The sequence below is a fragment of the Plantibacter sp. Mn2098 genome (genome assembly GCF_049319745.1).
GTDB lineage: Bacteria > Actinomycetota > Actinomycetes > Actinomycetales > Microbacteriaceae > Plantibacter.
The window spans coordinates 105,862-129,999 of the sequence record NZ_JBMOUH010000011.1; the positions used below are offsets into that span (position 1 = coordinate 105,862).

The window sequence follows — 24,138 nt, forward strand, 5'->3', positions numbered from 1 at the left end:
CGTTCATCGAAGTGTTACGCCGTCGGCGGCTGCCCGCCGACCCCATAACGCAGTTCGTGCGCCAGCGAGCTCACAACCGCCTGCAGGCTGCCGCCGTTCGCCGCCGCGACGGCGAGCTGTCGCTGATAGCTCGCGCCGTGCTGCAACACCGTGTCGACGCTCGCGAGCTCCTCGGTGCAACCGAGTCGTTTCGCGATCGGCGCAAGCGTCTCCAGGAGGTCGCGGATGTCGTCGGTGACGAGACGCTCGTGGCCGGAGGAGTCGAGGATGATCTCGGCATCCAGACCGTACCTGGCCGAACGCCACTTGTTCTCGCGCACGTACCAGGGCGGCAGGGTCTGGAGGCTCTCGCCATCGTCCAGCCGGTCGGAGAGATGTTCGGTCAGGCAGTGGATGAGCGATGCGAGCGCTGCGAACTCGCCGGCGGTCGACGCGCCGTCGCACGCGCGCATCTCGACCGTGCCCCAGTGCGGCGAGGGTCTGATGTCCCAGCGCACCTCCGTGTGGTCCTCGATGATGCCGGTGACGGTCATGTCGTCGACGTAGTCCTCGAACTGCTCCCAGGTGGAGAGCTGATAGGGGAGTCCAGCGGTGGGGAGCTGTTGGAACATCAATGCGCGGTTCGAGGCGTAGCCGGTGTCGACGCCGCCCCAGTACGGGCTCGAGGCTGAGAGCGCCTGCAGATGCGGGAAGAACGTGAGGAGCCCGTTCATCAGGGGGAGGACCTTGTCGACGTGCTCGACGCCGACGTGAGCGTGCACGCCCCAGATCATCATGTTGCGGCCCCACCACTGGGTGCGGTCGATGAGCTTGTGGTACCGCTCCTTGTCCGTGACCTGCTGGTCGTACCACTGGCCGAAGGGGTGCGAGCCGCTGCAGATCAGTTCGACGCCCATCGGGTCGGTGATGCGGCGGACCTCTGCCATCTGGCCCTGGAGGTCGGCGATGGCGTCCGGCACCGTGTGGTGGACGCCGCTCACGAGTTCGACCGTGTTGAGGAGGAGTTCGCCCGTGATGTGGTCGTGGTTCGCGCCATCGGGTTTGCGGAGGGAGGTCAGGACCTCATCTGCGACGGACACCAGGTCTCCCGTGTCGCGGTCGACGAGGGCGATCTCCCATTCGAGGCCGACCGTCGATCGCTCTGATCGCGCGAATTCGATCGTCATACCCACCCCTCGCCATCCGATTCCGTCCGAAATCTACGCCAATCCTCACACGTCACGCGATGGATTGCGGTTGTGCGTGAACGCCGATTACCGTGAGGGCCGGAAGTCTGGCAGAATGGACCGTTGAGTCTGCGACCGTTCGACCCTCTATCCGGCGCTCGCGGCATCACCAAAGTTTTCGCGTCGTTGTGTGGCCCCACCGTTCGACAGCGAGCACGCTCAAACAACATACATTTTCAGGAGAATTGTGGCTGTCAAAATCCGTCTCAAGCGCCTCGGCAAGATCCGCGCGCCGTACTACCGCATCGTCGTCGCGGACTCGCGCACGAAGCGCGACGGCCGTGTCATCGAAGAGATCGGCAAGTACCACCCCACCGAGGAGCCCTCGTTCATCGAGGTCGACTCCGAGCGCGCGCAGTACTGGCTGAGCGTCGGCGCACAGCCGACCGAGCAGGTCGCTGCGCTCCTCAAGCTCACGGGTGACTGGGGCAAGTTCAAGGGTGACAAGGACGCGGTCAGCACCGTTCGCGTCAAGGAGGCCAAGGTCGCCTTCGTCGCCGACGAGAAGAAGAAGCCGGTCCTGAAGCCCAAGGCTGAGGCGCCCGCGAAGGCTGCTCCGGTCGAAGAGGCTGCAGCACCCGCTGAAGAAGCAACCGAAGCAGAGCAGGCGTAACCTTGCTCGCTCCTGCGCTTGAACACCTCGTCAAGGGGATCGTTGATCACCCCGATGACGTGCGCGTCACGGCACAGAACTCTGCACGCGGCGAGGTCCTCGAGGTTCGTGTGAACCCCGAGGACCTCGGTCGCGTCATTGGTCGTGCCGGTCGCACCGCAAAGGCTTTGCGGACCCTCGTGTCGGCTCTCGCCGACGGCCGACGGGTCCGAGTCGACGTCGTCGACACAGACGCCTCCGGCGCCACCGCGTGACGGTGAGCGAGGAGAAGGAGCCCAAGACCCAGTTGCGGGTCGGCCGACTCACCAAGGCACACGGCCTCAAGGGTGCGCTCAAGATCGAGCTGTACACCGATGAGCCCGAACGCCGCTTCACACCCGGTTCCACGTTCACCCTCCAGGTGCCGACCGGATCGAAGTGGCGCAACAAGACACTCGAACTCGTCGAGCTGCGCTGGTACAACAGCCAACCCGTCGGGTTCTTCGTCGGCGTCGACGATCGGTCCGAAGCAGAGACGCTCGTCAAGGCGATCCTGTGGGTCGAGCAGGACGAATCAGACCTCCCGGAGGACGAGGACGCCTGGTACGACCACCAGCTCGTCGGCCTCTCCGTGCAGCGCGACGGCGTCCAGGTCGGAACGGTCGCCAGAGTCGACCACATGCCGGCGCAGGATCTCCTGATCGTCAAGACGGACGACGGCGAGGTGATGGTCCCGTTTGTGAAGGCCATCGTGCCGACCGTCGACATCGCATCGGGCATCGTCACCGTGACCCCTCCGACCGGTCTCTTCGAAGAGATCCCGGACTCGGGCGAGCCGGAGCCGGAGACGTCGCAGCCGTCCAAGCGCGGTGCGGCGAAGCACGTCGCCGACGACGCCGATGACGCAGACTCCGCAGAGACCCCGCCCGAGACCAGCACCGAGGACTGACGTCATGCGCATCGACATCGTGACGATCTTCCCCGCGTTCTTCGATGTGCTGGACATCTCCTTGCTCGGCAAAGCGAGGCAGACCGGGCTCATCGAGCTCGGTGTGCACGACCTGCGCGACCACACCCACGACCGGCACCGCACCGTCGACGACACCCCGTACGGCGGCGGTGCCGGCATGGTGATGAAGCCTGAGCCGTGGGGCGAGGCGATGGACGACATCCTCGGCGACGACTCCGAGGACGACCCCATCGTCATCTTCCCGTCTCCGGCCGGTGAGGTGTTCACCCAGGCCATGGCCCGCGAATTGGCCGAGGAGCAGCACCTCGTATTCGGTTGCGGCCGGTACGAGGGGATCGACCACCGAGTGTTTGAGCACACCGCTGCGCGTGCGCGTGTGCGCCTCGTGAGCCTCGGGGACTACGTGCTGAACGGCGGAGAGGTCGCCGTGATGGCGATGATCGAGGCGATCGGCCGCCTGGTGCCCGGCGTCGTCGGGAATCCGGAGAGCCTGGTGCAGGAGTCGCACGAGGACGGTCTGCTGGAGTACCCGAGTTACACCAAGCCCTCCGCCTGGCGCGGACTCGACGTCCCGCCGGTGCTCTTGAGCGGCAACCACGGTGCGATCGCCGCGTGGCGCCGCGAGCAGCAGCTGATCCGCACGCGCGAAGTTCGTCCAGATCTCCTCCCTTAAGACACCACATCCTCCGTTCTCCGGAAGACGTGCACGTCGGTTGTGTGGTGCAACCCGTGCCGACTGCTTCCGGAGAACGAAGGATGTTGTCTATGTGGGTGTGTGGAGATGCTAGCGACGGATGGCCGCAGCGATGCCGGCGACGATGAGGATCGCTCCGACACCGATGAGCGCGGTGATGATCCACGTGACAGGGTCGATCGAGATGGCCGTCACGGCGTTCGTCACGATCGCCGCCGCGAAGGTGAGCAGGAGCACACCCCAGAGGATCGTGCCGAAGCGAGCCGATCGACGCTGGGGCGCGGACGGCTCCGTCGACGAGGAGCCGCCGGTGGGATGAACGCCTGGGGCGGTCTGTCCAGCTGTGCCGCTAGCTCCGGTGGGTCCGAAAGGTTCGGCGGGTCCTGCCGAACCGGCGGGTCCTGCGGAGGTGGCGGACCCCATCGGGAACCAGTCCATGCGTGAGCCGGGGAACTGCGCGGCCCCCGCCGGTGCTGCTCCTCCGGTGCCCGCGTCGAGACGCTCGGTCGGTGCGGTCGGCGTCGTCTGAGTGTCCGACGTCTGCTGGATGTCCGTCGGCGTTGTTGCTGCTGCCGCGCCTTCCGTGGGGTCGTGCTGTTCGCTCATCGTCCTGCCCGTTCGTCGTCGGTGATGTGTGTTGTGCCGGCGAGCATCCAGACCTGGACGGTGACGGTGTCAGGTGATGCCGTGCGGCCGAAGCGTGCTTCGTTGCGGTAGAACACTCCGCCTCGCTCGGTTTCGCCGGCGCGGTCCTCGATGTCCATCGTGCCGGCCAGGGTCTGCAGTTTGACGATGACCGGGACGTCATCGGGCAGGACGAGGTCGAGCTTGCCGGCTCCGAGCCAGACGTCGATCGTTCCGCCGAGGCGTGCGCCAGGGGCGTCCAGGTCTGAGAGGTCGACGGTCGGTGCGCCGGCGATCATCGCGAATCCCTGCGGCGCAGTCGGGCTGGAGCTGGTCACATGCCAGTCGCTCCGCCCGAACGGCTGCATCTGCGTCCCGGCCGGGACGACGCCGACGACCAGGAGGGCGATGACGCCGATCCAGGCGAAGGAGGCGAGCCAGCCGCTATTGCGGCCCATGATCCCGGCGACGACGGTCGCAAGCGCGACGACGGCGAGTGCTGTTCCGATACCGGTGACGAGTGCAGCATGCGGCAGCCCGGCCTGGGTGATGAAGACGGCCGCGACGGCGCCGCCGACGAGGGCGAGTCCGAGGGAGATCGCGATGAAGCCGGCACCAGGGACGGTGTGGCGGCGCTGCAGTGCACGTGCGCGGTCGGCGCGCGCCTGTTCTTCCCGTTGACGTTGGACCTCCTCGCGGAACTCCTGCGACGTCCACCCTGCTCGTCGGGCGCCGTGGTGCATGGGCTGGGGGGCGAATCCTGGGGCGGGCGTCCCGTACGGCGTCGTCGGGGTCGCTCCGGCGAAGGCGGCGGTCGGAGCCGTCGGGGCGGTGGTTTGTGCGGTCGGCAAGGTGCTCGCCTCTGCCGCGAACGCCGAGGTCTGCGCCTGGGTCGCTGTGTCGGCTGCTGTGGCCGCACCGCCTGCGCCGGCGACGAACGTGGCACCCGACCCCGGAGCGGGAGTGCCGAGGTTCGCGTCGCTCGTCCAGTAGTCGCGCTGCTGGGTGCCCGGCTGCTGGGCGCCCGGGCTCTGGGCCTGGTTCGTCGCACCCGGCTCGTCGCGACGGGCGAACCGGATGATGAGCCACACGATCACGGCGACGAGCGCAAGCACCCAACCAGTGGTCAGCGTGCCCTGAAGCCACGCGGGCATGTTCCACCAGCCCGGAGCGCCGGCCCACCACAGTCCGCGCATGAAGGGGACGACCGTGAACAGGACGAGGATGCCGATGGCGACGATCGCCGGGTCGAAGATGCCGCGGATGGCGCGTTCGAGGTAGATCCTCCCTGCGGTGTCCGGAACGAGCGCCCAGGCGGCGGCGTACAGGAAGAGCGCTGGTCCGCCGAGCACGGCGACGACGATGAAGATGCCGCGCACGATGATCGGGTCGATGCCGAGACGAGCCGCGATGCCACCGGCGACGCCGCCGATCCAGCGGGAGTCGCTGCGCTGGAGCCCGGTCGAGCGGAACCAGTTGAAGAACGACGTGATGCCGTCCTTGGGCGGCGTTGCGCCGCTCGGGGGGTGCTGATCGCCAGCAGGTGAATTCGTCATGCTTCGAGTGTGCCCATCGAGGAGGTGGGCCGGTATCGGGAAGAACCCTGAGTCGACCCTGATCTCCGACCCCTGAGTGTGTGCGGGGGAGCAGATCCTGATTGGACGTGTGCATGGGAACCGCGGTGATGACGAGACCGCGCCACCGCTACGTCGGCGGTGTGTGCGCGGGCTTCGCCGAGCACACGGGGCTCCCTGTCGCAGCCGTGCGCACCGCGACCGTCATCCTGGCCGCGTGCGGCGGAGCCGGGGTGCTCCTGTACGCATGGCTCTGGGTCATGACGCCGGATTCGGAGACGACCGATGCTCCGCTGCCGCTGCACTCGTATTTGGCCCGATCCCGGAGTGGTGCGGAGGACGGGCCGTCCGCGCCGGCTGGAAGGGAGGCGGAGGTCGAAGCCGCCCGTCGTGCTCCGGTCACCGAGATCCTGCTCGGCATCGCGCTGCTCGCGGCGGGCGTCGCACTCGTCGCCTCCCGATTCGGCGTCGGCATCTCGCTCGACGGTGTTGTACCCCTGGTGATCGTGCTTGCCGGAGCAGGGCTTGCCTGGGGGCAATTCGCAGACCTGCGGCGAGGGGCCGCGCGCCGCACCTCAGCGCCACTCGTCCGGATCCTCGGTGCGCTGGTGCTCGTGGTGCTCGGCATCCTCCTGTTCTTCGTGATGGGCGACCGTCCGAACGGCTGGACCGTTGTGGTGGCCGCGATCGCGGTGCTGCTCGGGGTCGGCGTGGTCGTCGCCCCCTGGGCATTGCGTCTCGTGCGCGATCTCGCGGATGAGCGCTCGGCCAGACTGCGCGAGGCGGATCGGGCCGAGATCGCTGCCCACCTGCACGACTCAGTGCTGCAGACCCTCGCGCTCATCCAACAGCAGGCCGGCCCTGCGAGCGAAGCCTCACGGCTCGCCCGCGCTCAGGAACGGGAGCTCCGCGCGTGGCTGTTCGCCGGCACAACGACGTCGACGAACGATGCTGCGACGGAGCTCCGCGCGATCGCAGCGGTCATCGAGACCGACTATCCGGCGCGCATCGAGGTCGTGACCGTCGGCGGTGTGACGGCCGTCCCTGAGCCGTTCCTCGCGGCGGCGCGCGAGGCGATGCTCAACGCGGCCAGGCACGCCGGCGGGGACGTGTCGGTCTACTTCGAGAACACCGCGGGCGGCATCCAACTGTCGGTGACGGATCGCGGCCCTGGCTTCGCCCTTGACGACGTGCCGGATGACCGGCTCGGGGTCAGGGAATCCATCATCGGCCGGATGCGACGCATCGGCGGGACGGCAGACCTCCGTCAGGGCCCAGGAGGCACCGGCGTCGAGGTCAGATTGAGCCTGCCGGACCAGAACGAACAGACGAGGAACGCATGAGCGACGAGACCGCCGAACGACTGACCGTGGTGATCGTGGACGACCACTCCATCTTCCGGTCGGGCCTCCGCAGTGAACTCGCCGATGACATCGAGGTCGTCGGTGAGGCCGCGTCGGTCGAGGAGGCCGTTTCCGTGGTGATCGCCGAGCGCCCCCAGGTCGTGCTCCTCGACGTCCACCTGCCTGGCGGGAACGGGGGAGGCGGTGCGGACGTCATCGCCGGGGCCGCGCACACGGCGCCGGAGACGAGATTCCTGGCGCTCAGCGTCTCGGACGCGGCAGAGGACGTCGTGCGGGTGATCCGCGCCGGTGCACGCGGCTACATCACGAAGAGCTCATCCGGGCAGGAGGTCTCCGATGCGGCCAGGCGCGTCCGCGACGGCGACGCCGTGTTCTCCCCGCGGCTCGCGGGTTTTGTGCTCGACGCCTTCGGAGCGGTGAGCGGCGAGACCGCGGAGTCCGTCGACGAACTCGACCGCCTCTCGGCACGCGAGCAGGAGGTCATGCGGCTCATCGCCCGCGGCTATGCCTACAAGGAGGTCGCCGGGGAGCTCTTCATCTCGGTCAAGACCGTCGAGACGCACGTCTCGAGCGTGCTGCGGAAGCTCCAGCTGTCGTCCCGGCACGAACTCGCCGCCTGGGCGTTGCAGCGGAAGCTGCTCTAGCGGCGTCGCTTGTGCACTGCTCGGGCGCAGTGCAAGATCACGCGGTCGACTGATGGGCTGCTAGCCACGCGCCGTCAGAATGACCGGACCGTCCGGTCGACTGATGGGCTGCTAGCCGCGCGCCGTCAGAATGACCGGACCGTCGTCGGTGATCGCAACGGTGTGCTCGGAGTGTGCACCCCGTGAGCCGTCCGCGCTCCGCAACGTCCAACCGTCCGCATCGGTGACGATCCGGTCTGTCGTTGCGAGGAACCACGGTTCGATCGCGATCACGAGGCCGGCACGCAGCGGATAGCCGCGGCCCGGACGGCCGTCGTTCGGGACGTGCGGGTCGCCGTGCATGGTCCGGCCGACGCCGTGCCCGCCGAAGTCCGTGTTGATCGAGTAGCCGGCGGCGTGACCGACCTCGGCGATGGCGGCAGAGATGTCACCGATCTTGTTGCCGACCACGGCGGCGGCGATGCCGGCGTCGAGTGCCCGCTTGGTCGCATCGATGAGTTTCAGATCGGCCGGCTTCGGCGTGCCGACGACGACGCTGACCGCGGAGTCCGACACCCAGCCGTCGACCGATGCTGCGAAGTCGACGCTCAGGAGGTCGCCGTCGCGCAGTGCGTAGTCGCGGGGGAGTCCATGCAGCACGGCGTCGTTGACCGAGGTGCACAACACCTTGCCGAAGGGGCTCGCACCGAATGACGGGTGATAGTCGATGTAGCACGATTCGGCGCCGCGAGAGCGGATCAGATCGTGCGCGATGCGGTCGAGCGTCAGAAGATTGACCCCGACGGCGGCTTCGGCCACGAGCGTCGTCAGGACCTCGGCCACAAATCGACCAGCCGGTCGCATCTCCTCGATCTCGGACGGTGTGCGCAGTTCGATCACGTCGTTCCCCTCTCCGCGACCATTCTGCCGGACGATGCGGCCGATTCCGTCTCCAGCGAACGCGCAGCCGCACCTCAGGAACGCGGCGCTACGCTGGTCGCATGATCCTCCGTCGAGCATTCTTCTCCTGGCGGTACATCGCGGTCATCGTGCTCCCCATCTGGCCATTCGTCGGCTGGGGGCTCTTCGGAGACAGCGGCTGGAGCCTCGCCGGGCTCTTCATCGCCATGCCGATCCTCGCCATCGCGATGCTCGTCGTCTCGCTGCTGATCTCCGCTCGCGCGAGCGTGCGGGAGACGAAACTCGTGTCCTGGACGGACGTGGGCCTCCTCGCCCTCTGGCACGTGTCGATCATCGGATTCGGATTCTTCAGCGCCGGCATCGGGATCTGGGCTGTGCTCGGCATCCTCACCGGTCTCGCGGCGTTCTGGTCTTCGATAGGCCAGCTGATCAGTGAGACGAGTGCTCGGACGAAGGCCGCCATGGCGGAGTTCGAGCGCGCTGCCGCCGGTGGACCGAGCCAGTTCGGCGGTCCGCAGTTCGGTGCCCCCGGACAGTTCGGCGGCGGCCCGCTGTTCCGGACGAACGGAGATCCGTCGGGCGGCGATGCGTCGGGTTTCGCCCAGGACGGGCCGCGCCAGCGGTTCGCTCCCGCCGGGGACGCCGAGGTCATCATCGTGCAGGAGTCGAAGCCGGACGAACGGCACTGACGCCCGCTTTGCTGAAAGCGCCCCGTCTATGACACAATTGCTCTTTGTGCCTGCGCAGTTCTGCCACAGGGGAACGCCGGTTACGGGCACATCACCATTCTGACTTCATTCAGCGGTCGACCTGTGGCGGTCGCAGAGAGAGAACCAACATGCATATTCTCGACTCAGTCGACGCAGCATCCCTCAAGACGGACATCCCGGCCTTCCGCGCCGGCGACAACGTCAAGGTGCACGTGAACATCATCGAGGGCAACAAGTCCCGTATCCAGGTGTTCCAGGGCGTCGTCATCAGCCGCTCCGGCGAGGGCGTCCGCGAGACGTTCGTCGTCCGCAAGGTCAGCTACCAGGTCGGCGTCGAGCGTACCTTCCCGGTTCACTCGCCCACCATCGACCACATCGAGCTCGTCACCCGCGGTGACGTGCGTCGCGCCAAGCTGTACTACCTGCGCGAACTGCGCGGCAAGAAGGCGAAGATCAAGGAGAAGCGCGACAACTAGTCGTCTTCCCCGCATCACGCGGCCTCGCTGCGTGACACCTGATTGACAGGTTCTGAGCTCCTCACCGGATAAGCTGGTGAGGAGCTCAGGCGGTTAAATGACAGACAATTCTGCAATGACGGACACCACTCCGAACACGGTTCGACGACCACGCGGGAAGCGGGGCGTCCTCCTCTTCCTCCGGGATCTGCTGATCATCTTCGTGATCGCGCTGCTGGTCTCCTTCCTCATCAAGACGTTCCTCGTCCGCTCGTTCTACATCCCGTCCGGGTCGATGGAGAACACGCTGCAGATCAAGGACCGCATCCTCGTCAACGAGCTCGTGCCGAACGTCGTGCCACTCAGCCGCGGCGACGTCGTGGTGTTCCGTGACCCCGGCGGATGGCTGCCGACGCAGCCCAAGGTCGAGCAGGCGCCGGCCGCAGCGGCGGTCGAATGGGTCCTGTCCATCTTCGGACTCGCCGCCCCCGACAGCGACGACCACCTCATCAAACGGGTCATCGGTCTACCTGGCGATCACGTCGCCTGCTGCAACGCGCTCGGCCAGATGACGGTCAACGACGTCCCGCTCGACGAGCCGTACGTGAAGCTGCCGCCCGGAGCGGAGAAGGTGTCGGCTGATCCGTTCGACATCGTGGTCCCGGAGGGCTCGCTCTGGGTCATGGGGGACAACCGCTACAACTCCAAGGACTCCAGATACAACGGCTCGACTCCTGGCAAGGGGTTCGTCCCGATCGAGAACGTCGTCGGTCGCGCATTCGTCATCACCTGGCCCTCCAGCAACTGGGGCTGGCTCGACAACTACCCGAACACCTTCGGTGGCGTTCCGGACCCGAAGGGGAAGCAGTAGTGGCCGTGGCCGATCCGACGCTCGACGTCGAACTGGAGTTGTTCGCCGGCGGTGCCTCCGGGGTCATCGGGATGGACGAGGTCGGGCGCGGCGCCATCGCGGGGCCGGTCGCCGTCGGGGCCGCGTTCGTCGCTGCAGCGTGCGGCGCGTTCCCCGCTGGGCTGCGTGATTCGAAGATGCTGAGCGAGAAGGCCAGGACGGCGATGGAGCCGCTCGCCAAGGAGTGGGTGCTCTTCTCCTCCGTCGGCATCGCATCGGCCGCCGAGGTCGATGAGCACGGCATCACGGCGTGCCTCGGGATGGCCGGACGCCGTGCGCTCTTGGAGTTGCACGAACTCGGAGCCGATGTCACGGGCGCCGTCGTCCTCCTCGACGGCAACAGCGACTGGCTGTCGACATCGCTGCAGCGTCCGTTGACGATCACGACGCGCGTCAAGGCGGACCGCGACTGCGCCTCCGTCGCGGCGGCGTCGGTCATCGCGAAGGTCCACCGCGATCGGATGATGATCGAACTGCACACCGAACAACCCGGGTACGGCTGGTTGGGCAACAAGGGATACGGTTCGCCGGCCCACATGGACGCCCTCCGAGAGCTCGGGCTCACCCCTCACCACCGGAGCAGTTGGCTCCCCGCCTACGCGTAGGATAGATGCACCATGGACGATGACGAGTTCGAAGATTACGACCGCGAGGTCGAGCTGGCCCTGTACCGCGAATATCGCGATGTTGTGGGTCAGTTCCAGTACGTGATCGAGACCGAACGACGTTTCTACCTCGCCAACGAGGTCGATCTCGTGCGTCGCGACACGGCGAACGACTTCTACTTCGAGCTCTCCATGACGGACGTCTGGGTGTGGGACGTGTACCGCTCGGACCGTTTCGTGAAGAGTGTTCGGGTGCTGACGTTCAAGGACGTCAACATCGAGCGTCTGTCCTCTCGAGACTTCGAGCTGCCCAAGGAACTCACGCTCGACGAGTAGTGGGATCACTGCCTTCCCTCACAGGGTGGGTTTCGGTACCGAGTTCTCCACAGTTCTACTGATCCCGGTTCCGGGTATCGTCTGCGCACCACGATCGTTCGTGGAGGTGCTGACATGGCGCAGAAGGATGTACTGGGGCGGCAGGGCGAACAATTCGCCGCAGAACACTTGGAACGGTCGGGCTACTCGATCGTCGACCGCAATTGGCGGTGTCGCCAGGGCGAGATCGACATCGTGGCGCTGCGGGACGGTGTCCTCGTCTTCGTCGAGGTGAAGACGCGTTCAGGCATCGGCTACGGTCTGCCGTCCGAGGCGGTGTCGGTCTCGAAGCTGCAGCGGCTCCGACGGCTCGCCGGCGCCTGGTGCGCGGAGCACGAGCCGCGGATCCGGGCGATGCGGTTGGACGTCATCGGCATCGTGGTGAAGCACGGTCAGGACATCCGTCTCGATCACCTCGAGGGCGTGTCCTGATGGCTGTGGCGCGCACGTGGGCGGTGGCTCTCAACGGCCTGGGCGGTTCGATCATCGAGATCGAGGCGTCCTCCGCCAACTCGATCCCCGGGTTGTCGATCGTGGGCCTGCCGGACAAGTCGCTCAACGAGGCGGCGCAGCGCATCAAGAGCGCGGCGCTCAACTCCCGCTGTCCCTTGCCAGGTGGGCACCTCACGATCAACCTGTCACCTGCCTCGCTGCCGAAGCAGGGATCCGCCTTCGATCTGGGGATCGCGATCGCGTGCCTCGCGATCGGCGGCTTGGCGCGTCGAGCCTCGATCGAGCGGGTCGTGCATCTGGGCGAACTCGGTCTGGATGGCAGGCTGCGCCCGCTCGCCGGGGTGCTGCCGGCCGTGCTCGCGGCGGCTCGCGCAGGCTATGAGTGCGTGATGGTGCCCACGGCGAACGCCGACGAGGCGAGTCTTGTCCCCGGCATCGGTGTCGTCGGCGTCGCATCGCTCAGGGACGCCGCCATCTGGCACGGTGCCGATCTCGATCCGATCGACCTGGAGCCGGTTCGACACCGGTTCGACGCGATCGACGAGAACGATGCCGACGATCTGCGTGACATCGTCGGCCAGCCCGACGCGGTCGAGGCGCTCACGGTCGCGGCCGCGGGTGGACACCACCTCATGATGGTGGGGCCTCCTGGGGCCGGCAAGACGATGCTCGCGTCGCGTCTGCCCGGCATCCTGCCCGAGTTGGAGCCGGAGGCCGCCATCGAGGTCAGTTGCATCCGGTCGCTCATCGGGGTGCCGCCTACGGACGGGCTCGTGACGAGGCCACCGTGGGAGAGTCCACATCACACGGCTTCGGCCGCTGCGATGCTCGGCGGCGGATCACGACAGATCAGGCCGGGTGCCGCCGCTCGTGCCGCCCACGGGGTGCTGTTCTTGGACGAGGCTCCGGAGTTCAGATCCGACGTGCTCGATGCGCTGCGGCAGCCGCTCGAATCCGGGGTGATCACGGTGCAGCGCGTGCATGGCTCGGCGACGTATCCCGGCCGGTTCCAACTGGTGCTCGCGGCAAATCCGTGTCCATGCGGCCAGTACGGGACAGCAGACGGGCAGTGCACCTGCCCGCCCTTCGCGAGGAGGCGCTACCTCGCGCGGATCTCCGGGCCGCTGCTCGACCGCATCGACATCCAGTTGCGGGTGCACCGCATCACCACAACACTCGCGATGCCGCTCGGGGACACACTGCCGATCGACACGGCAGCCGCCAGACGACGTGTCGTCGAGGCGCGGGCGGTGAGCGCAGATCGGCTCGACGGGTCGGGGTGGCGGACCAACTCGGAGGTGAGCGGCGCCTGGCTGCGGGGGAGACGGATGGCGCTCGCCCGTTCGATCACTGGGCCGCTCGATCGGTCCTTGGAGCGGGGCGGCATCACGATGCGCGGGTACGATCGCATCCTGCGGCTCGGCTGGACGCTGGCGGACCTCGACGGTGCAGACGCGCCGACTGCAGATCATCTCGGGCGGGCGCTGTTCCTCCGGAAGGGCATCTCATGAGCATCCTCGGGCTCGATGCGCAGCGCGTGACCCGACTGTTGCGGGGTGTGGGATGGGGCGGCGTCGATGCGGACGCGGACGATGCGTTCGCCCGGGCGGCGTGGACGAGCGTCGCTGAACCAGGTGACGGCATCGCCGGCCTCCTCGTCGGATCGCTCGGCGCGGCGGCGGCCCTGCAAGTGGTCATCGATCGGCGCCCATCGGGGGACGTCGCGGCGATGCTCTCCTCAGGATCTGAATCGGCCCACGGGCCGCTCGGCGGCTCACCGGACGCGGGCAGGCGGGCAGCCGGAACCAGCAGCGGCGCGGTCGAGGCCTCTCGGAGCGGCAGCACCGGCCTCAAGACCATCACGGCGGCACTCGAACGCTGGCAGCCGAGACTGTCGTCGGCGGACGTCATCCGTTCACTGGAGAATGCGGCCACGATCGGCGCGGTGCTCATACTGCCCGGAAGCTGCGGCTGGAACGATGCGCTGACAGATCTCGGACCGCACGCGCCGCATGCGTTGTGGCTCCGGGGATCGCCGGACGCTGCGGCATGCGAGGGCGCATCGATCGCGCTCGTCGGCGCCCGCGCTGCGACCGGCTATGGCGAGCACATCGCCATGGAGTCCTCCGCGGGACTCGTCGATCGACGTTTTGCGATCGTGTCCGGTGCCGCCTACGGGATCGATGGGACGGCACACCGGGCGGCGATCGCCGGCGGCGGGGTGACCGTCGCGTATCTCGCCGGCGGCGTGGACCGGCCCTACCCGAGCGGACACGAGTCCCTGCTCGAGCGCATCAGGGCGACCGGCGCCGTGGTGAGCGAGCTGCCGTGCGGCGCGACGCCCACGAAATGGCGGTTCCTGCAACGGAACCGGTTGATTGCGGCGGGCTCCGCGGCGACCGTGGTGCTCGAGGCCGGGTGGCGTTCCGGCTCCATCAACACCGCCGGTCACGCTGCGACGCTCGGCCGGCCGCTCGGTGCCGTCCCCGGCCCGGTGACGAGTCCGGCGTCCGCCGGCTGTCATCGGCTCATCCGCGATTATGCGGCCACCTGCGTCACGAACGCCGAGCAGATGGCGGAACTCGCCGGGTGGTCGACAGTGGCGGCCGAGGAGCCCGATCGAGCCGAGTCGCCGGACACGCTGCGTCTCCGGGATGCCATGAGTGTCGGGCGTGCGCGGAGCGTCCCAGACCTCGCGAAACGCAGCGGACTGTCCACCCGGACGGTCGAGGCGATCCTCGGGATGCTCGCGCTCGACGGATCGGCGTGCGAGCGCGAGCAGGGCTGGGTGATCGTGCGTGCGTGACCGGACGCGGCGTTGCGCAGAGTCTCAGGAAAGGGAGCGTAGGCTTCCCGGACACCCGAGGACGGCGTGCCAGAGTGGGCACGTCACGAGGATCATCGAGCGAAGGAGCCCGACATGGTTCAGCAGGCGTTCGCAAGCGTCGACGAGTACGTTGCATCGTTCCCGAAGGAGGTGCAGCGCTGCCTCCAGTCGATCCGGACCGACATCCTCGAGGTGGTGCCGGAAGCCACGGAACGCATCAGCTATCACATGCCGACGATCGACCTCGACGGCAAGCGTCTCACGTACTTCGCCGGCTGGAAGCGACACGTCGCGCTCTACGCGATCCCGGTCTTCGACGATGATCTCGAAGCCGACATCGCGCCGTACCGGTCCACGAAGGACACCGTACGCTTCACCGTCGCGGAACCCATCCCGGACCAGCTCATCACCCGCATCGTCGAGGCACTCGTCACGAAGCGTGGTTGACGGCGCGCGCACCGGCTCCAGCCCAGCGGAGCCGGTGCGCGTCATGCTGGTCGTGTGGACGAGACGCATGACATCGAGAGCAGCGTCGCCGCATTCGTGCGCCACCTCACCGCCGAACGCAGGCTCTCGGACCAGACCGCCAGGGCCTACGCTTCCGACCTTCGCCAACTCCAGGCGTTCGCCGCGGAACGGGACGTCGACCAACCGCGGCAAGTGACGCTCGACCTCCTTCGGGACTGGCTGTGGGCCGGCTCCACCGGCGGCGCGTCGAAAGCGACGCTCGCGCGGCGGACCGCCGCCGTCAAGAGCTGGACGGCCTGGGCGATGCACACGGGCGCGATCGGGATCGATCCGGCAGCCAGACTCCGCAGCCCCAAGACCGGTAGGACGCTGCCGCGTGTGGTGAACCGGGGACAGTTCGACACCTTGCTCGGCATCCTCGAAGAGCGAGCCGCGACAGGGGACCTCGACCGGCTCAGAGATCTGGCCGTCGTGGAACTGCTCTACGCCTCAGCACTCCGCGTCTCGGAACTCTGCGGGTTGGACCTCGACGACCTCGATCTCGACCGCCTCACCGCCCGCGTCACCGGCAAGGGCGACAAGGAACGAGTCGTGCCGTTCGGTGTGCCGGCGCAGTCGGCGATCGTCGACTACCTGACGATGGCCAGGTCGGGACTCCTCGCACGAGGCACCCATACGGGACGGGCCGTCTTCCTCGGCTCCAGAGGTGGACGCCTCGGTACGCGGGCGGTGTACACGCTCGTCGCGGAACTGCTCGAACGCATACCCGGCGGGGGACCGGCTGGGCCGCACGCACTCCGGCACACCGCCGCCACACATCTCCTCGACGGCGGAGCTGACCTCCGCGCCGTGCAGGAGCTCCTCGGCCACGCGAGCCTCAGCACAACCCAGATCTACACCCACGTGTCGCTCGAACGCATCAAGGACAGTTACCGCACGGCTCACCCGCGGGCCTGAGTCCGAAGCGAGCGGCAGGAGCACGGCGGGCGGAACCTCACCGAGCAACAACAGCGGGTTGATGTACTCGCCGTCCAGACGCACACCCAGGTGCAGACACGTCGTGGTGCAGTGCCCGCCGGTCGCGACCGCGCCCACGGGGGAGCCGCGGGCGACGGACTGGCCCGCCACGAGGGGAGAGGTCACGGGTTCCACGGTCGACACGAGGCCGTCGCCGTGACGGATCGACAGCAGCGGTCGATCGACAACGACTCCGACGAACGAGACGACGCCATCGGCCGGTGCGACCACCGGCGCGCCCGCGGACGCGCCGATGTCGATCCCTCGGTGCCCGGCTGTGTATCTCGTGGCCGGTGCCTCGAACGGGCCGACGACGGCGTGCGGCCGGGCGACAGGCCACTGCCAGTCGTGTTGCACGGAGACGGAGCCGCCGACGGCGACGGCTCCGCTCGCCTCCGAAGCACGAGCGGCGCCGAGCGCGAGGGCCGCGCCGATGGACAGTGCCAAGACGCAGAGGACGAGCGGGCGGTGGGTGTTCGGGGGAGTCATGGGTCGATCATCCGCGTGGGGTCAGGGGCGGAACGGAGGCGGTCCGGATCTGTGGACGGAGCGCGCCGAATCGCCGGTTGTGGGGAAGGCATCGCGCACCGATCGTGAACCGTCGGATGCTATGATCGTTGAAGCATCCCGCGTGTCGGGATGACTACGCGTGCCATTCGGCGTCCACTTCCATTCGGTCCCGCTCTTCGGAGCTGGGCGGTCGTGTGCCGGGCACCAGGGGCGAGACCATCCGGTCTTCACCATCAACCGAGGCGCAGACCAGGGAACTGGCGAGCGCAGAACAGGAGTACGGCTCATGGCCGTCGTAACGATTCGCCAGCTGCTCGACAGCGGCGTGCACTTCGGGCACCAGACCCGCCGTTGGAACCCGAAGATGAAGCGCTTCATCTTCACGGAGCGTTCCGGCATCTACATCATCGACCTGCAGCAGTCGCTGGCCTACATCGACCAGGCGTACGACTTCGTCAAGGAGACGGTAGCCCACGGCGGCACCATCCTCTTCGTCGGCACGAAGAAGCAGGCTCAGGAAGTCATCGCAGAGCAGGCGACGCGCGTCGGCCAGCCCTACGTCAACCAGCGCTGGCTCGGTGGCCTCCTCACCAACTTCCAGACGGTGTCGAAGCGCCTCGCTCGTATGAAGGAGCTCGAGGAGCTCGACTTCGAAGACGCTTCCAAGAGCGGCTTCACCAAGAAGGAACTCCTCATCAAGAAGCGCGAGCTGGACAAGCTCCACAAGTCGCTCGGTGGTATCCGCAACCTCACCAAGACGCCTTCGGCGCTGTGGGTCGTCGACACCAAGAAGGAGCACCTCGCGATCGACGAGGCCCGCAAGCTCGGCATCCCCGTCATCGGCATCCTCGACACCAACTGCGACCCCGACGAGGTCCAGTACCCGATCCCGGGCAACGACGACGCGATCCGTTCCGTCGGCCTGCTGACGCGCATCATCGCCGACGCAGCAGCCGAGGGCCTCATCCAGCGCCACCAGAAGCCCTCCGAGGGCGAAGCAGCTGCAGAGCCGCTCGCCGAGTGGGAGCAGGAGCTCCTCCAGGGTTCCGCTGAGACCGCTGCCGTCGCAGACGAGACCGTTGCAGCCGCTGAGGCAGCAGAGGTCATCGCCGACATCCAGGCCGTTGAGGGTTCCGCAACCGAGTCCGCAGCAGACGCTGAGGGCGCAGCAGCAGCTGAAGCCGTTGTCGCAGCTGAGACCGCTGCAGACGAGAAGTAAGAGGGAAAGCACCTATGGCTAATTTTTCGCTCGAGGACCTGAAGGCGCTGCGCGAGCAGCTCGGCACCGGAATGGTCGACACCAAGAACGCTCTCGTCGAAGCTGAAGGCGACGTCGAGAAGGCGACCGAGATCCTGCGTCTCAAGGGTGCGAAGGGCAACGCGAAGCGTGCCGACCGCTCCACGAGCGAAGGACTCGTCGCCGCCAAGGAGAACGGCGCCACCACGACGCTGATCGAGCTCGGTTGTGAGACCGACTTCGTTGCGAAGAACGAGAAGTTCCTCGCGCTGTCGAACATCGTGCTGGACGCTGTCGCCGCTGCCGGCGCGACCACCGTCGCGGAGGGCAACGCCGCTCCCGTCGGTGACAAGACCGTCCTCGACGTCATCAACGACGAGGCCGCCATCATCGGCGAGAAGGTCGAACTGCGTCAGGTCGCCGTGGTCGAGGGCGAGAAGTTCGCCGTCTACCTCCACAAGACCAACAAGGACCTGCCCCCGCAGGTCGGTGTGGTCGTCGGCTACTCCGGCGACGACGCGGAGACTGCTCGCAGCATCGCGCAGCACATCTCCTTCGCTGCACCCATCTACCTCACGCGCGACGAAGTTCCCGCGGCAGAGGTCGAGAAGGAGCGCGAGATCGTCACCGAGATCTCGAAGAACGAAGGAAAGCCGGAAGCGGCTCTCCCGAAGATCGTCGAGGGTCGCCTGACCGCGTACTTCAAGCAGGTCGCGCTCCTGGAGCAGGACTACGCGAAGGACAACAAGCTGTCCGTCGCGAAGGTCCTTGCAGATGCAGGCCTGACCGTGACCGGGTTCGCCCGCTTCAAGGTCGGCGCGTAACACCACGAGAAGAGTCCGGATCGCTTCCAGCGATCCGGACTCTTCTGTGTGCGGGGACGGTGTCCAGACGATGTCGGATCGACGTCGTCGGCCCTGATCCGTGCACACGCCAAGCGTGAGGCACTAGGTTGATTCAGGACGACGGAGGGACAGAAATGCCGGAGAAGAAGCGCAGAGTTCTACTGAAACTCTCGGGTGAGGCATTCGGCGGCGGCGCCCTGGGTGTGAACCCGGACGTCGTGAGCGGCATCGCTCGCGAGATCGCCGAGGCGGCGCAAGAGGTCGAGATCGCAATCGTCGTCGGCGGTGGCAACTTCTTCCGTGGCGCTGAGCTCAGCCAGCGCGGCATGGACCGCGGTCGTGCCGACTACATGGGCATGCTCGGCACCGTGATGAACGCCCTCGCGCTCCAGGACTTCCTCGAGCAGGCGGGTGCGGCGACGCGTGTGCAGTCCGCGATCGCGATGACCCAGGTGGCGGAGCCGTACATCCCGCTGCGTGCAGAGCGTCACCTCGAGAAGGGTCGTGTCGTCATCTTCGGCGCCGGCGCCGGTCTGCCCTACTTCTCCACGGACACCGTCTCGGCGCAGCGCGCGCTGGAGATCGGCGCGGACATCGTGCTCGTCGCGAAGAACGGCGTCGACGGCGTCTACACGGCTGACCCCCGTCTCGACCCCAACGCCGTCAAGATCGACGGCATCTCCTACCAGGACGCGCTCCAGCAGGGACTCAAGGTCGTCGACTCGACCGCGTTCAGCCTCTGCATGGACAACGGCATGCCCATGCGCGTCTTCGGCATGGAGCCCGCCGGCAACGTGACGGCCGCCATCCGCGGTGCCGAGATCGGCACCCTCGTCACCTCGGCCTGACGACCGCACGCGCCCGTCCACACGGAGCGCGGAGGCGAGCGTCCGTCGACCAGGTCGGTCGACGCCCGCCAGACTAGACTGAATTCAGAAGTGCAATCAAAGGAGTGCTCGTGATCGCGGATGTCCTCTCGGACGTAGGAACCCGGATGTCGAAGGCGGTCGAGGTCGCCAAAGACGATTTCTCGTCGATTCGTACGGGTCGTGCAAACCCCCAGCTGTTCCAGAAGATCATGGTCAGCTACTACGGAACGCCGACGCCGCTCGCGCAGCTCGCGTCCCTGCAGAACCAGGAAGCACGCACGATCGTCATCACGCCCTACGACAAGGGTGCGCTGCGCGACATCGAGCAGGCCATCCGGGACACCCCGAACCTGGGCGCGAACCCGACCAACGACGGCACCCTCATCCGTGTGACCCTCCCTGAACTCACCGAGGAGCGTCGCAAGGAGTACGTGAAGATCGTCCGCAGCAAGGGCGAGGATGCCAAGGTGGCCGTCCGCAACATCCGCCGCAAGGCGAAGGACGACCTCGAGGCTCTCAAGAGCGAGGTCGGCGATGACGACGTCGCACGCGCCGAGAAGGAACTCGAAGCGGTCACGAAGTCGCACATCGACGCGATCGACGACGCCCTGAAGTCCAAAGAGACGGAACTGCTCACAGTCTGATCTGCTCGGTTTCCGAGCACGGCGCATCCGCGGGAGGAACCACGTGGAAGACCAGGGGACATCGGGTCCGGCGGGTGAACCGCCGGTCTCCGACGACAAGCACCACGGAAAGCTCGACCCGGCGGAGATCCGGTCGCAGCTGAAGGACCGTCGGGCGAAGTTCGAGAAGCAGGTCGAATCGAAGCGCGCCGACATCGAGCGGCAGGTGCATGCCACGAAGGCGCAATTCGATGCGACGAACGAGCGCATCGAGGCCAGGGTCGGTCGCAATCTGCTGATGGCGATCGTGATCGGCGTGGCTGCCGGCGGCATCATGCTCGTGAGCCTCATCTTCTTCAAGGTGCTGTTCGTGGCGCTGGCCGCCGCGGTCGTGGCGTTCGCGTCGCTCGAACTCCGGAAGGCGTTTGAGCAGACGGGACGCCGCGTCCCTCCCATCCCGACGGTCATCTCCGCCGTGGCCATGCAACCGGCGGCGTTCTTCCTGCACGACGTGTCCAGGTGGCTCGTTGTGCTGCTCGGCATCCTGTTCGTCGCACTGTGGCGGGTGTTCGAGCAGCTCGCGGAGAGCAGGCGGACGGATCTGCCGACCCTCATCCGTGACATCGCCTCCGGAACGCTCATCCAGGTGTACGTGCCCTTCCTGGCATCGTTCGCCGTCCTCCTGGTCGCGCAGCCGAACGGCGAGTGGTGGGCGCTCGCCTTCCTCGTGCTCGTGATCTGCGTCGATGTCGGCGCCTACGCGAGCGGGCTGTCGTTCGGCAAGCACAAGATGGCGCCCGTCATCAGCCCGAACAAGACATGGGAGGGCTTCGCCGGCGCGGCCGTCGTCGCCGTCATCGCGGGCGTCCTGCTGGCGATCTTTATGCTGCAGGTTCCGTGGTGGGTCGGTGTGATCCTCGGTCTCCTGCTCCTCGGCAGTGCGACCGTCGGCGACCTCGCGGAGTCGCTCATCAAGCGCGACATCGGCGTCAAGGACATGAGTTCCTGGTTGCCGGGTCACGGCGGGTTCCTCGATCGGCTCGACTCGATCCTGCCCTCCGCGGTCATCGCCTACGTCGTGTATCTGATCTTCGTCTGAGCGGATCCCGCGCCCGATCGGCCTGCATTCGACGCCCGGTCCGGTCACTGTCCCCACGGTCGGTTTCGCGCTGAGCCGCACCCATGGGAGAGAATGGTCTGGTGAGTGCTACGTTCCCCACTTCCCAGCGTTCGAAGCGTGGTTATGACCAGTCCGAGGTCGACGAGTTCCTGCAGCGTGCCAGGGAGGCGTACGGACAGGATCCGGCGGCTCCGCCCCTGCTCGTCGCCCAGGACATCCGACACGTCGCCTTCTCTCTCCGTCGGCACGGGTACAGCACGGATCACGTCGACGCAGCGCTGGAGCGCCTCGAGGACGCGTTCGCCCTCCGCGAGCGCGAGCGCTCGGTGGACGCGGTCGGGGCCAAGGAATGGCTGCACGATGCGCGCGCAACGGCGCAGGTGCTCCTCAACCGCCTGAACCGTCCGGAGGGCGAGCGATTCAAGCGCGTCAACTTCCTCGCCCGCGGGTACAGCCGGAAGGACGTCGACGCCTTGTCGGAGCGTCTCGTCGCGTACTTCCAGGAGGGCAAGCCGCTCAGCGTCGACCGCGTTCGCACGGCGGTGTTCCGCAATCAGTGGGCCGGATACAACGAGTCGCAGGTCGATGCGGTGCTCGACAGCGTCGTCGATGTGATGCTGGCGGTTCGCTGAACATCGGCGTCACAGCTCGCCTGATCTGGGCTTCTCCGCTACTATCGATGAATCGTGCCTCAGAACACAACCGACGTTTCCCGTAGAGAACCGCAGCCCAGGTCCACCTCAGGGCGTGCCGTTCAGGTCTATCGCCGACCCCGCTCACGCGGCAAGGCGGTCCTCGGCATCTTCGCCGCCACCGCAGCCTTCGGCTTCGTTGCGGTCACGATGGTCGACCCGACGAGCGGAGTGAGTGCCTCCTCCTACGTCGAGAAGGACGCTCAGTTCGGTGGCACCGTGGCGCAGTCCGTCGTCGCCAGCTCGAACTTCCAGTACACGATCACGCGTGACGGGTACGAGGCGATCGCACCGCCGCCCCCTCCGCCCCCCGCCGCGACGACGAGCACGTCGTCGTCGTCCTCCGGTGGCGGCGCTCCCGCGGCAGGCGTCCCGGATCCCGGCACCGCGCAGGCCGTCGCGTACGGCATGATGGCCTCCTACGGCTGGGGCGACGACCAGTACAGCTGCCTCGTGTCGCTCTGGAACCGCGAGTCCGGCTGGAACGTCTACGCGTACAACGCCAGCTCCGGCGCCACCGGCATCCCGCAGGCGCTGCCCGGGAGCAAGATGGCCTCCGCCGGCGCAGACTGGGCGACGAACCCGGCCACGCAGATCACGTGGGGACTCGGCTACATCACCGGTCGCTACAGCACGCCGTGTGGCGCGTGGGCGCACTCGGAAGCCAACGGCTGGTACTGACCCTCGTACGGAATCCGCGCGATCGTCCTGGAGAACTCCATCCATGCCCGCGCGTGTGCATAGACTTGTCACATGCCACGCCACCATCGCCATCGGCCCAAACAGGGTTCCGACGATGATGCCTCGGATCTGAGCCACCTGCTTGCCGGGTGGAAGCGGACGGAAGACCACCGGGACGGCAGCTGGTACGTCCAGCCCGTGTCTGGTGCGAGTTCGCAGAAGGAATACCTGTGCCCCGGCTGCGGTCAGACGATCACTCCCGGAACGGCGCACCTCGTCGCTTGGCGTGCCGACGGACTGATGGGCGACGCCGCCGACATCGCAGCCAGGCGGCACTGGCACACCCACTGCTGGCGGATCCGGTGACCACGAGTCGCGGATCAGGACCGGACGTACAGCTGTCAGAAGGAGCGGAATCGTGAGCGAGCGCATCGAGATCAGGGGAGCCGTCGAGCTCCCGGCGGTGCGCGAGGACATCGAGCTGCACACCTCGGACGGCCTGACGCTCGTCGGCGAACTCGCAACACCGGTGGACGGGAAGATCGTCGCCACACTCGTGACGCTGCATCCGCTGCCCACGGCCGGCGGCTTTATGGATTCGCACATCCTCCGCAAGGCCGCGCTGCGACTCCCGGAGGCGGCCGGCATCGCCGTGCTGCGATTCAACACACGCGGCACGACGTCGCCGCGCGGAACGAGCGACGGCGCGTTCGACGGTGGTGTCGCAGAGCGTGCCGACGTCGAGGCCGCGCTCGCGTTCGTCCGGGAGCGCGGGCTCCCGAACCCGTGGCTGCTCGGGTGGTCCTTCGGGACGGAACTGGCGTTGAAGTACGGCGTCGACACGGACGTCGAGGGCGTCATCCTGCTCTCGCCGCCGCTGCACCGGACGTCGGCGGATGAACTCGCCAGATGGCGGGACGACCCGCGTCCGGTCGTGGTGCTCGTGCCGGAGTTCGACGACTACCTCCGCCCGGCAGAGGCGGCCGCACGGTTCGCCGCGGTCCCCAGCGCGACGCTCATCGCCGTCGACGGGGGAAAACACCTGTGGGTCGGAGAGAACCAGACCAGGCGCGTCCTCACCGAGATCGTCGCCGCCGTCAACCCGGAGGCGCTGCCGCTGCCGACCGAATGGGTCTCTTCGCCGTAGCGACCG

29 protein-coding genes and 1 pseudogene are annotated in these 24,138 nt (G+C 67.3%); 25 read left to right on the forward strand and 5 right to left on the reverse strand.

Annotated elements, in window-relative coordinates:
• Positions 1-14: 14 nt before the first annotated feature.
• The gene (locus ACL9RL_RS17115) at positions 15-1,166 is read right to left on the reverse strand and encodes a glutamate--cysteine ligase (protein WP_422781491.1); all 1,152 of its coding nucleotides are present in this window, start codon (positions 1,164-1,166) and stop codon (positions 15-17) included.
• Positions 1,167-1,413: 247 nt separating this feature from the next.
• Here ACL9RL_RS17115 and rpsP point away from each other — a divergent pair, with 247 nt between their 5' ends.
• From rpsP to trmD, 4 genes are read left to right on the forward strand one after another with little or no spacing between them, the layout of a single operon-like run.
• Positions 1,414-1,839, forward strand: a complete 426-nt coding sequence (rpsP, locus tag ACL9RL_RS17120) for a 30S ribosomal protein S16 (protein WP_422781492.1) — start codon at positions 1,414-1,416, stop codon at positions 1,837-1,839.
• A gap of 2 nt (positions 1,840-1,841) precedes the next feature.
• Positions 1,842-2,093 carry an RNA-binding protein gene (locus ACL9RL_RS17125; RefSeq protein WP_422781493.1) on the forward strand — a complete coding sequence of 84 codons (252 nt, stop codon included), beginning with the start codon at positions 1,842-1,844 and terminating at the stop codon, positions 2,091-2,093.
• 2 nt (positions 2,094-2,095) lie between these two features.
• Positions 2,096-2,767, forward strand: a complete 672-nt coding sequence (gene rimM / locus ACL9RL_RS17130) for a ribosome maturation factor RimM (RefSeq protein WP_422781494.1) — start codon at positions 2,096-2,098, stop codon at positions 2,765-2,767.
• Positions 2,768-2,771: 4 nt separating this feature from the next.
• Complete coding sequence (gene trmD / locus ACL9RL_RS17135; RefSeq protein WP_422781495.1) at positions 2,772-3,461, forward strand: tRNA (guanosine(37)-N1)-methyltransferase TrmD; 690 nt, start codon at positions 2,772-2,774, stop codon at positions 3,459-3,461.
• 111 nt (positions 3,462-3,572) lie between these two features.
• Here the strand turns inward: trmD and ACL9RL_RS17140 are convergent, their stop codons facing one another.
• Together ACL9RL_RS17140 and ACL9RL_RS17145 are read right to left on the reverse strand one after the other, a co-directional pair.
• A complete protein-coding gene (locus tag ACL9RL_RS17140; RefSeq protein ID WP_422781496.1) occupies positions 3,573-4,088 on the reverse strand; it encodes a hypothetical protein in 516 nt (171 codons plus the stop codon).
• Positions 4,085-5,662 carry a PspC domain-containing protein gene (locus ACL9RL_RS17145; RefSeq protein ID WP_422781497.1) on the reverse strand — a complete coding sequence of 526 codons (1,578 nt, stop codon included), beginning with the start codon at positions 5,660-5,662 and terminating at the stop codon, positions 4,085-4,087. Before ACL9RL_RS17145 ends, ACL9RL_RS17140 begins: the two co-directional genes overlap by 4 nt.
• 128 nt (positions 5,663-5,790) lie before the next feature.
• Between ACL9RL_RS17145 and ACL9RL_RS17150 the strand changes: the two genes are divergently transcribed.
• Both ACL9RL_RS17150 and ACL9RL_RS17155 read left to right on the forward strand, forming a co-directional pair.
• Positions 5,791-7,023: a PspC domain-containing protein gene (locus ACL9RL_RS17150; RefSeq protein ID WP_422781498.1), complete on the forward strand. Its 1,233-nt coding sequence runs from the start codon at positions 5,791-5,793 to the stop codon at positions 7,021-7,023.
• Complete coding sequence (locus tag ACL9RL_RS17155) at positions 7,020-7,688, forward strand: LuxR C-terminal-related transcriptional regulator (protein WP_422781499.1); 669 nt, start codon at positions 7,020-7,022, stop codon at positions 7,686-7,688. The genes ACL9RL_RS17150 and ACL9RL_RS17155 overlap by 4 nt, the downstream gene beginning before the upstream one ends.
• Before the next feature lie 111 nt (positions 7,689-7,799).
• Here the strand turns inward: ACL9RL_RS17155 and map are convergent, their stop codons facing one another.
• Positions 7,800-8,567, reverse strand: a complete 768-nt coding sequence (map, locus tag ACL9RL_RS17160; protein ID WP_422781500.1) for a type I methionyl aminopeptidase — start codon at positions 8,565-8,567, stop codon at positions 7,800-7,802.
• Between the two features lie 101 nt (positions 8,568-8,668).
• On the opposite strand from map, the gene ACL9RL_RS17165 reads away from it, so the two are divergent.
• The 10 genes from ACL9RL_RS17165 (at position 8,669) to ACL9RL_RS17210 (ending at position 16,348) form a co-directional block, all read left to right on the forward strand.
• Positions 8,669-9,277, forward strand: coding sequence for a hypothetical protein (locus tag ACL9RL_RS17165; protein ID WP_422781501.1), 609 nt, complete (start codon positions 8,669-8,671; stop codon positions 9,275-9,277).
• A 149-nt stretch (positions 9,278-9,426) separates the two neighbouring features.
• Positions 9,427-9,774, forward strand: coding sequence for a 50S ribosomal protein L19 (gene rplS / locus ACL9RL_RS17170; RefSeq protein WP_422781502.1), 348 nt, complete (start codon positions 9,427-9,429; stop codon positions 9,772-9,774).
• A 115-nt stretch (positions 9,775-9,889) separates the two neighbouring features.
• Positions 9,890-10,624: a signal peptidase I gene (gene lepB / locus ACL9RL_RS17175; RefSeq protein WP_422781503.1), complete on the forward strand. Its 735-nt coding sequence runs from the start codon at positions 9,890-9,892 to the stop codon at positions 10,622-10,624.
• Positions 10,624-11,268, forward strand: coding sequence for a ribonuclease HII (locus ACL9RL_RS17180; protein ID WP_422781504.1), 645 nt, complete (start codon positions 10,624-10,626; stop codon positions 11,266-11,268). The genes lepB and ACL9RL_RS17180 overlap by 1 nt, the downstream gene beginning before the upstream one ends.
• Positions 11,269-11,280: 12 nt before the next feature.
• Entirely contained in the window at positions 11,281-11,604 is a 324-nt protein-coding gene (locus ACL9RL_RS17185; protein ID WP_422781505.1) for a DUF2469 domain-containing protein, read from the forward strand.
• A gap of 114 nt (positions 11,605-11,718) precedes the next feature.
• Positions 11,719-12,075, forward strand: coding sequence for a YraN family protein (locus ACL9RL_RS17190; protein WP_422781506.1), 357 nt, complete (start codon positions 11,719-11,721; stop codon positions 12,073-12,075).
• Positions 12,075-13,607, forward strand: a complete 1,533-nt coding sequence (locus ACL9RL_RS17195; protein WP_422781507.1) for a YifB family Mg chelatase-like AAA ATPase — start codon at positions 12,075-12,077, stop codon at positions 13,605-13,607. Before ACL9RL_RS17190 ends, ACL9RL_RS17195 begins: the two co-directional genes overlap by 1 nt.
• The gene (locus ACL9RL_RS17200) at positions 13,604-14,902 is read left to right on the forward strand and encodes a DNA-processing protein DprA (protein WP_422781508.1); all 1,299 of its coding nucleotides are present in this window, start codon (positions 13,604-13,606) and stop codon (positions 14,900-14,902) included. The genes ACL9RL_RS17195 and ACL9RL_RS17200 overlap by 4 nt, the downstream gene beginning before the upstream one ends.
• Positions 14,903-15,016: 114 nt before the next feature.
• Positions 15,017-15,370 (forward strand): iron chaperone, encoded by a 354-nt coding sequence (locus tag ACL9RL_RS17205; protein WP_422781509.1) that lies wholly within the window; start codon positions 15,017-15,019, stop codon positions 15,368-15,370.
• A gap of 54 nt (positions 15,371-15,424) precedes the next feature.
• Complete coding sequence (locus tag ACL9RL_RS17210) at positions 15,425-16,348, forward strand: tyrosine recombinase XerC (RefSeq protein WP_422781510.1); 924 nt, start codon at positions 15,425-15,427, stop codon at positions 16,346-16,348.
• Positions 16,349-16,414: 66 nt separating this feature from the next.
• Here ACL9RL_RS17210 and ACL9RL_RS17215 read toward each other — a convergent pair.
• Positions 16,415-16,897: pseudogene (locus ACL9RL_RS17215) on the reverse strand (peptidoglycan DD-metalloendopeptidase family protein); the annotation flags it as partial.
• Between the two features lie 307 nt (positions 16,898-17,204).
• On the opposite strand from ACL9RL_RS17215, the gene rpsB reads away from it, so the two are divergent.
• The 9 genes from rpsB to ACL9RL_RS17260 all read left to right on the forward strand — a co-directional run bounded on the left by rpsB (position 17,205) and on the right by ACL9RL_RS17260 (position 24,132).
• The gene (gene rpsB / locus ACL9RL_RS17220) at positions 17,205-18,137 is read left to right on the forward strand and encodes a 30S ribosomal protein S2 (protein WP_422781511.1); all 933 of its coding nucleotides are present in this window, start codon (positions 17,205-17,207) and stop codon (positions 18,135-18,137) included.
• A gap of 14 nt (positions 18,138-18,151) precedes the next feature.
• Complete coding sequence (gene tsf / locus ACL9RL_RS17225; RefSeq protein ID WP_422781512.1) at positions 18,152-18,979, forward strand: translation elongation factor Ts; 828 nt, start codon at positions 18,152-18,154, stop codon at positions 18,977-18,979.
• A gap of 155 nt (positions 18,980-19,134) precedes the next feature.
• A complete protein-coding gene (gene pyrH, locus ACL9RL_RS17230) occupies positions 19,135-19,848 on the forward strand; it encodes a UMP kinase (RefSeq protein ID WP_422781513.1) in 714 nt (237 codons plus the stop codon).
• A gap of 110 nt (positions 19,849-19,958) precedes the next feature.
• Positions 19,959-20,513, forward strand: coding sequence for a ribosome recycling factor (gene frr, locus ACL9RL_RS17235; RefSeq protein WP_422781514.1), 555 nt, complete (start codon positions 19,959-19,961; stop codon positions 20,511-20,513).
• Positions 20,514-20,556: 43 nt separating this feature from the next.
• Positions 20,557-21,591 carry a phosphatidate cytidylyltransferase gene (locus ACL9RL_RS17240; RefSeq protein WP_422781515.1) on the forward strand — a complete coding sequence of 345 codons (1,035 nt, stop codon included), beginning with the start codon at positions 20,557-20,559 and terminating at the stop codon, positions 21,589-21,591.
• A gap of 101 nt (positions 21,592-21,692) precedes the next feature.
• Complete coding sequence (locus ACL9RL_RS17245) at positions 21,693-22,244, forward strand: DivIVA domain-containing protein (protein WP_422781516.1); 552 nt, start codon at positions 21,693-21,695, stop codon at positions 22,242-22,244.
• A gap of 54 nt (positions 22,245-22,298) precedes the next feature.
• On the forward strand, positions 22,299-22,985 hold the full coding sequence (locus tag ACL9RL_RS17250; RefSeq protein WP_422781517.1) for a lytic transglycosylase domain-containing protein: 687 nt from the start codon (positions 22,299-22,301) through the stop codon (positions 22,983-22,985).
• Positions 22,986-23,057: 72 nt separating this feature from the next.
• Positions 23,058-23,351, forward strand: a complete 294-nt coding sequence (locus ACL9RL_RS17255; protein WP_422781518.1) for a hypothetical protein — start codon at positions 23,058-23,060, stop codon at positions 23,349-23,351.
• A gap of 64 nt (positions 23,352-23,415) precedes the next feature.
• The gene (locus ACL9RL_RS17260; RefSeq protein ID WP_422781552.1) at positions 23,416-24,132 is read left to right on the forward strand and encodes an alpha/beta hydrolase; all 717 of its coding nucleotides are present in this window, start codon (positions 23,416-23,418) and stop codon (positions 24,130-24,132) included.
• Positions 24,133-24,138 lie beyond the last annotated feature (6 nt).

Coding starts and splice junctions, on each gene's coding strand:
- rplS (WP_422781502.1), top strand. CDS start 9,427: ATGCATATTCTCGACTCAGTCGACGCAGCATCCCTCAAGACGGACATC.
- lepB (WP_422781503.1), top strand. CDS start 9,890: ATGACGGACACCACTCCGAACACGGTTCGACGACCACGCGGGAAGCGG.
- ACL9RL_RS17195 (WP_422781507.1), top strand. CDS start 12,075: ATGGCTGTGGCGCGCACGTGGGCGGTGGCTCTCAACGGCCTGGGCGGT.
- ACL9RL_RS17200 (WP_422781508.1), top strand. CDS start 13,604: ATGAGCATCCTCGGGCTCGATGCGCAGCGCGTGACCCGACTGTTGCGG.
- ACL9RL_RS17205 (WP_422781509.1), top strand. CDS start 15,017: ATGGTTCAGCAGGCGTTCGCAAGCGTCGACGAGTACGTTGCATCGTTC.
- ACL9RL_RS17165 (WP_422781501.1), top strand. CDS start 8,669: ATGATCCTCCGTCGAGCATTCTTCTCCTGGCGGTACATCGCGGTCATC.
- ACL9RL_RS17150 (WP_422781498.1), top strand. CDS start 5,791: ATGACGAGACCGCGCCACCGCTACGTCGGCGGTGTGTGCGCGGGCTTC.
- ACL9RL_RS17190 (WP_422781506.1), top strand. CDS start 11,719: ATGGCGCAGAAGGATGTACTGGGGCGGCAGGGCGAACAATTCGCCGCA.
- ACL9RL_RS17140 (WP_422781496.1), bottom strand. CDS start 4,088: ATGAGCGAACAGCACGACCCCACGGAAGGCGCGGCAGCAGCAACAACG.
- ACL9RL_RS17185 (WP_422781505.1), top strand. CDS start 11,281: ATGGACGATGACGAGTTCGAAGATTACGACCGCGAGGTCGAGCTGGCC.
- ACL9RL_RS17155 (WP_422781499.1), top strand. CDS start 7,020: ATGAGCGACGAGACCGCCGAACGACTGACCGTGGTGATCGTGGACGAC.
- tsf (WP_422781512.1), top strand. CDS start 18,152: ATGGCTAATTTTTCGCTCGAGGACCTGAAGGCGCTGCGCGAGCAGCTC.
- ACL9RL_RS17255 (WP_422781518.1), top strand. CDS start 23,058: ATGCCACGCCACCATCGCCATCGGCCCAAACAGGGTTCCGACGATGAT.
- rpsB (WP_422781511.1), top strand. CDS start 17,205: ATGGCCGTCGTAACGATTCGCCAGCTGCTCGACAGCGGCGTGCACTTC.
- trmD (WP_422781495.1), top strand. CDS start 2,772: ATGCGCATCGACATCGTGACGATCTTCCCCGCGTTCTTCGATGTGCTG.
- pyrH (WP_422781513.1), top strand. CDS start 19,135: ATGCCGGAGAAGAAGCGCAGAGTTCTACTGAAACTCTCGGGTGAGGCA.
- ACL9RL_RS17115 (WP_422781491.1), bottom strand. CDS start 1,166: ATGACGATCGAATTCGCGCGATCAGAGCGATCGACGGTCGGCCTCGAA.
- ACL9RL_RS17145 (WP_422781497.1), bottom strand. CDS start 5,662: ATGACGAATTCACCTGCTGGCGATCAGCACCCCCCGAGCGGCGCAACG.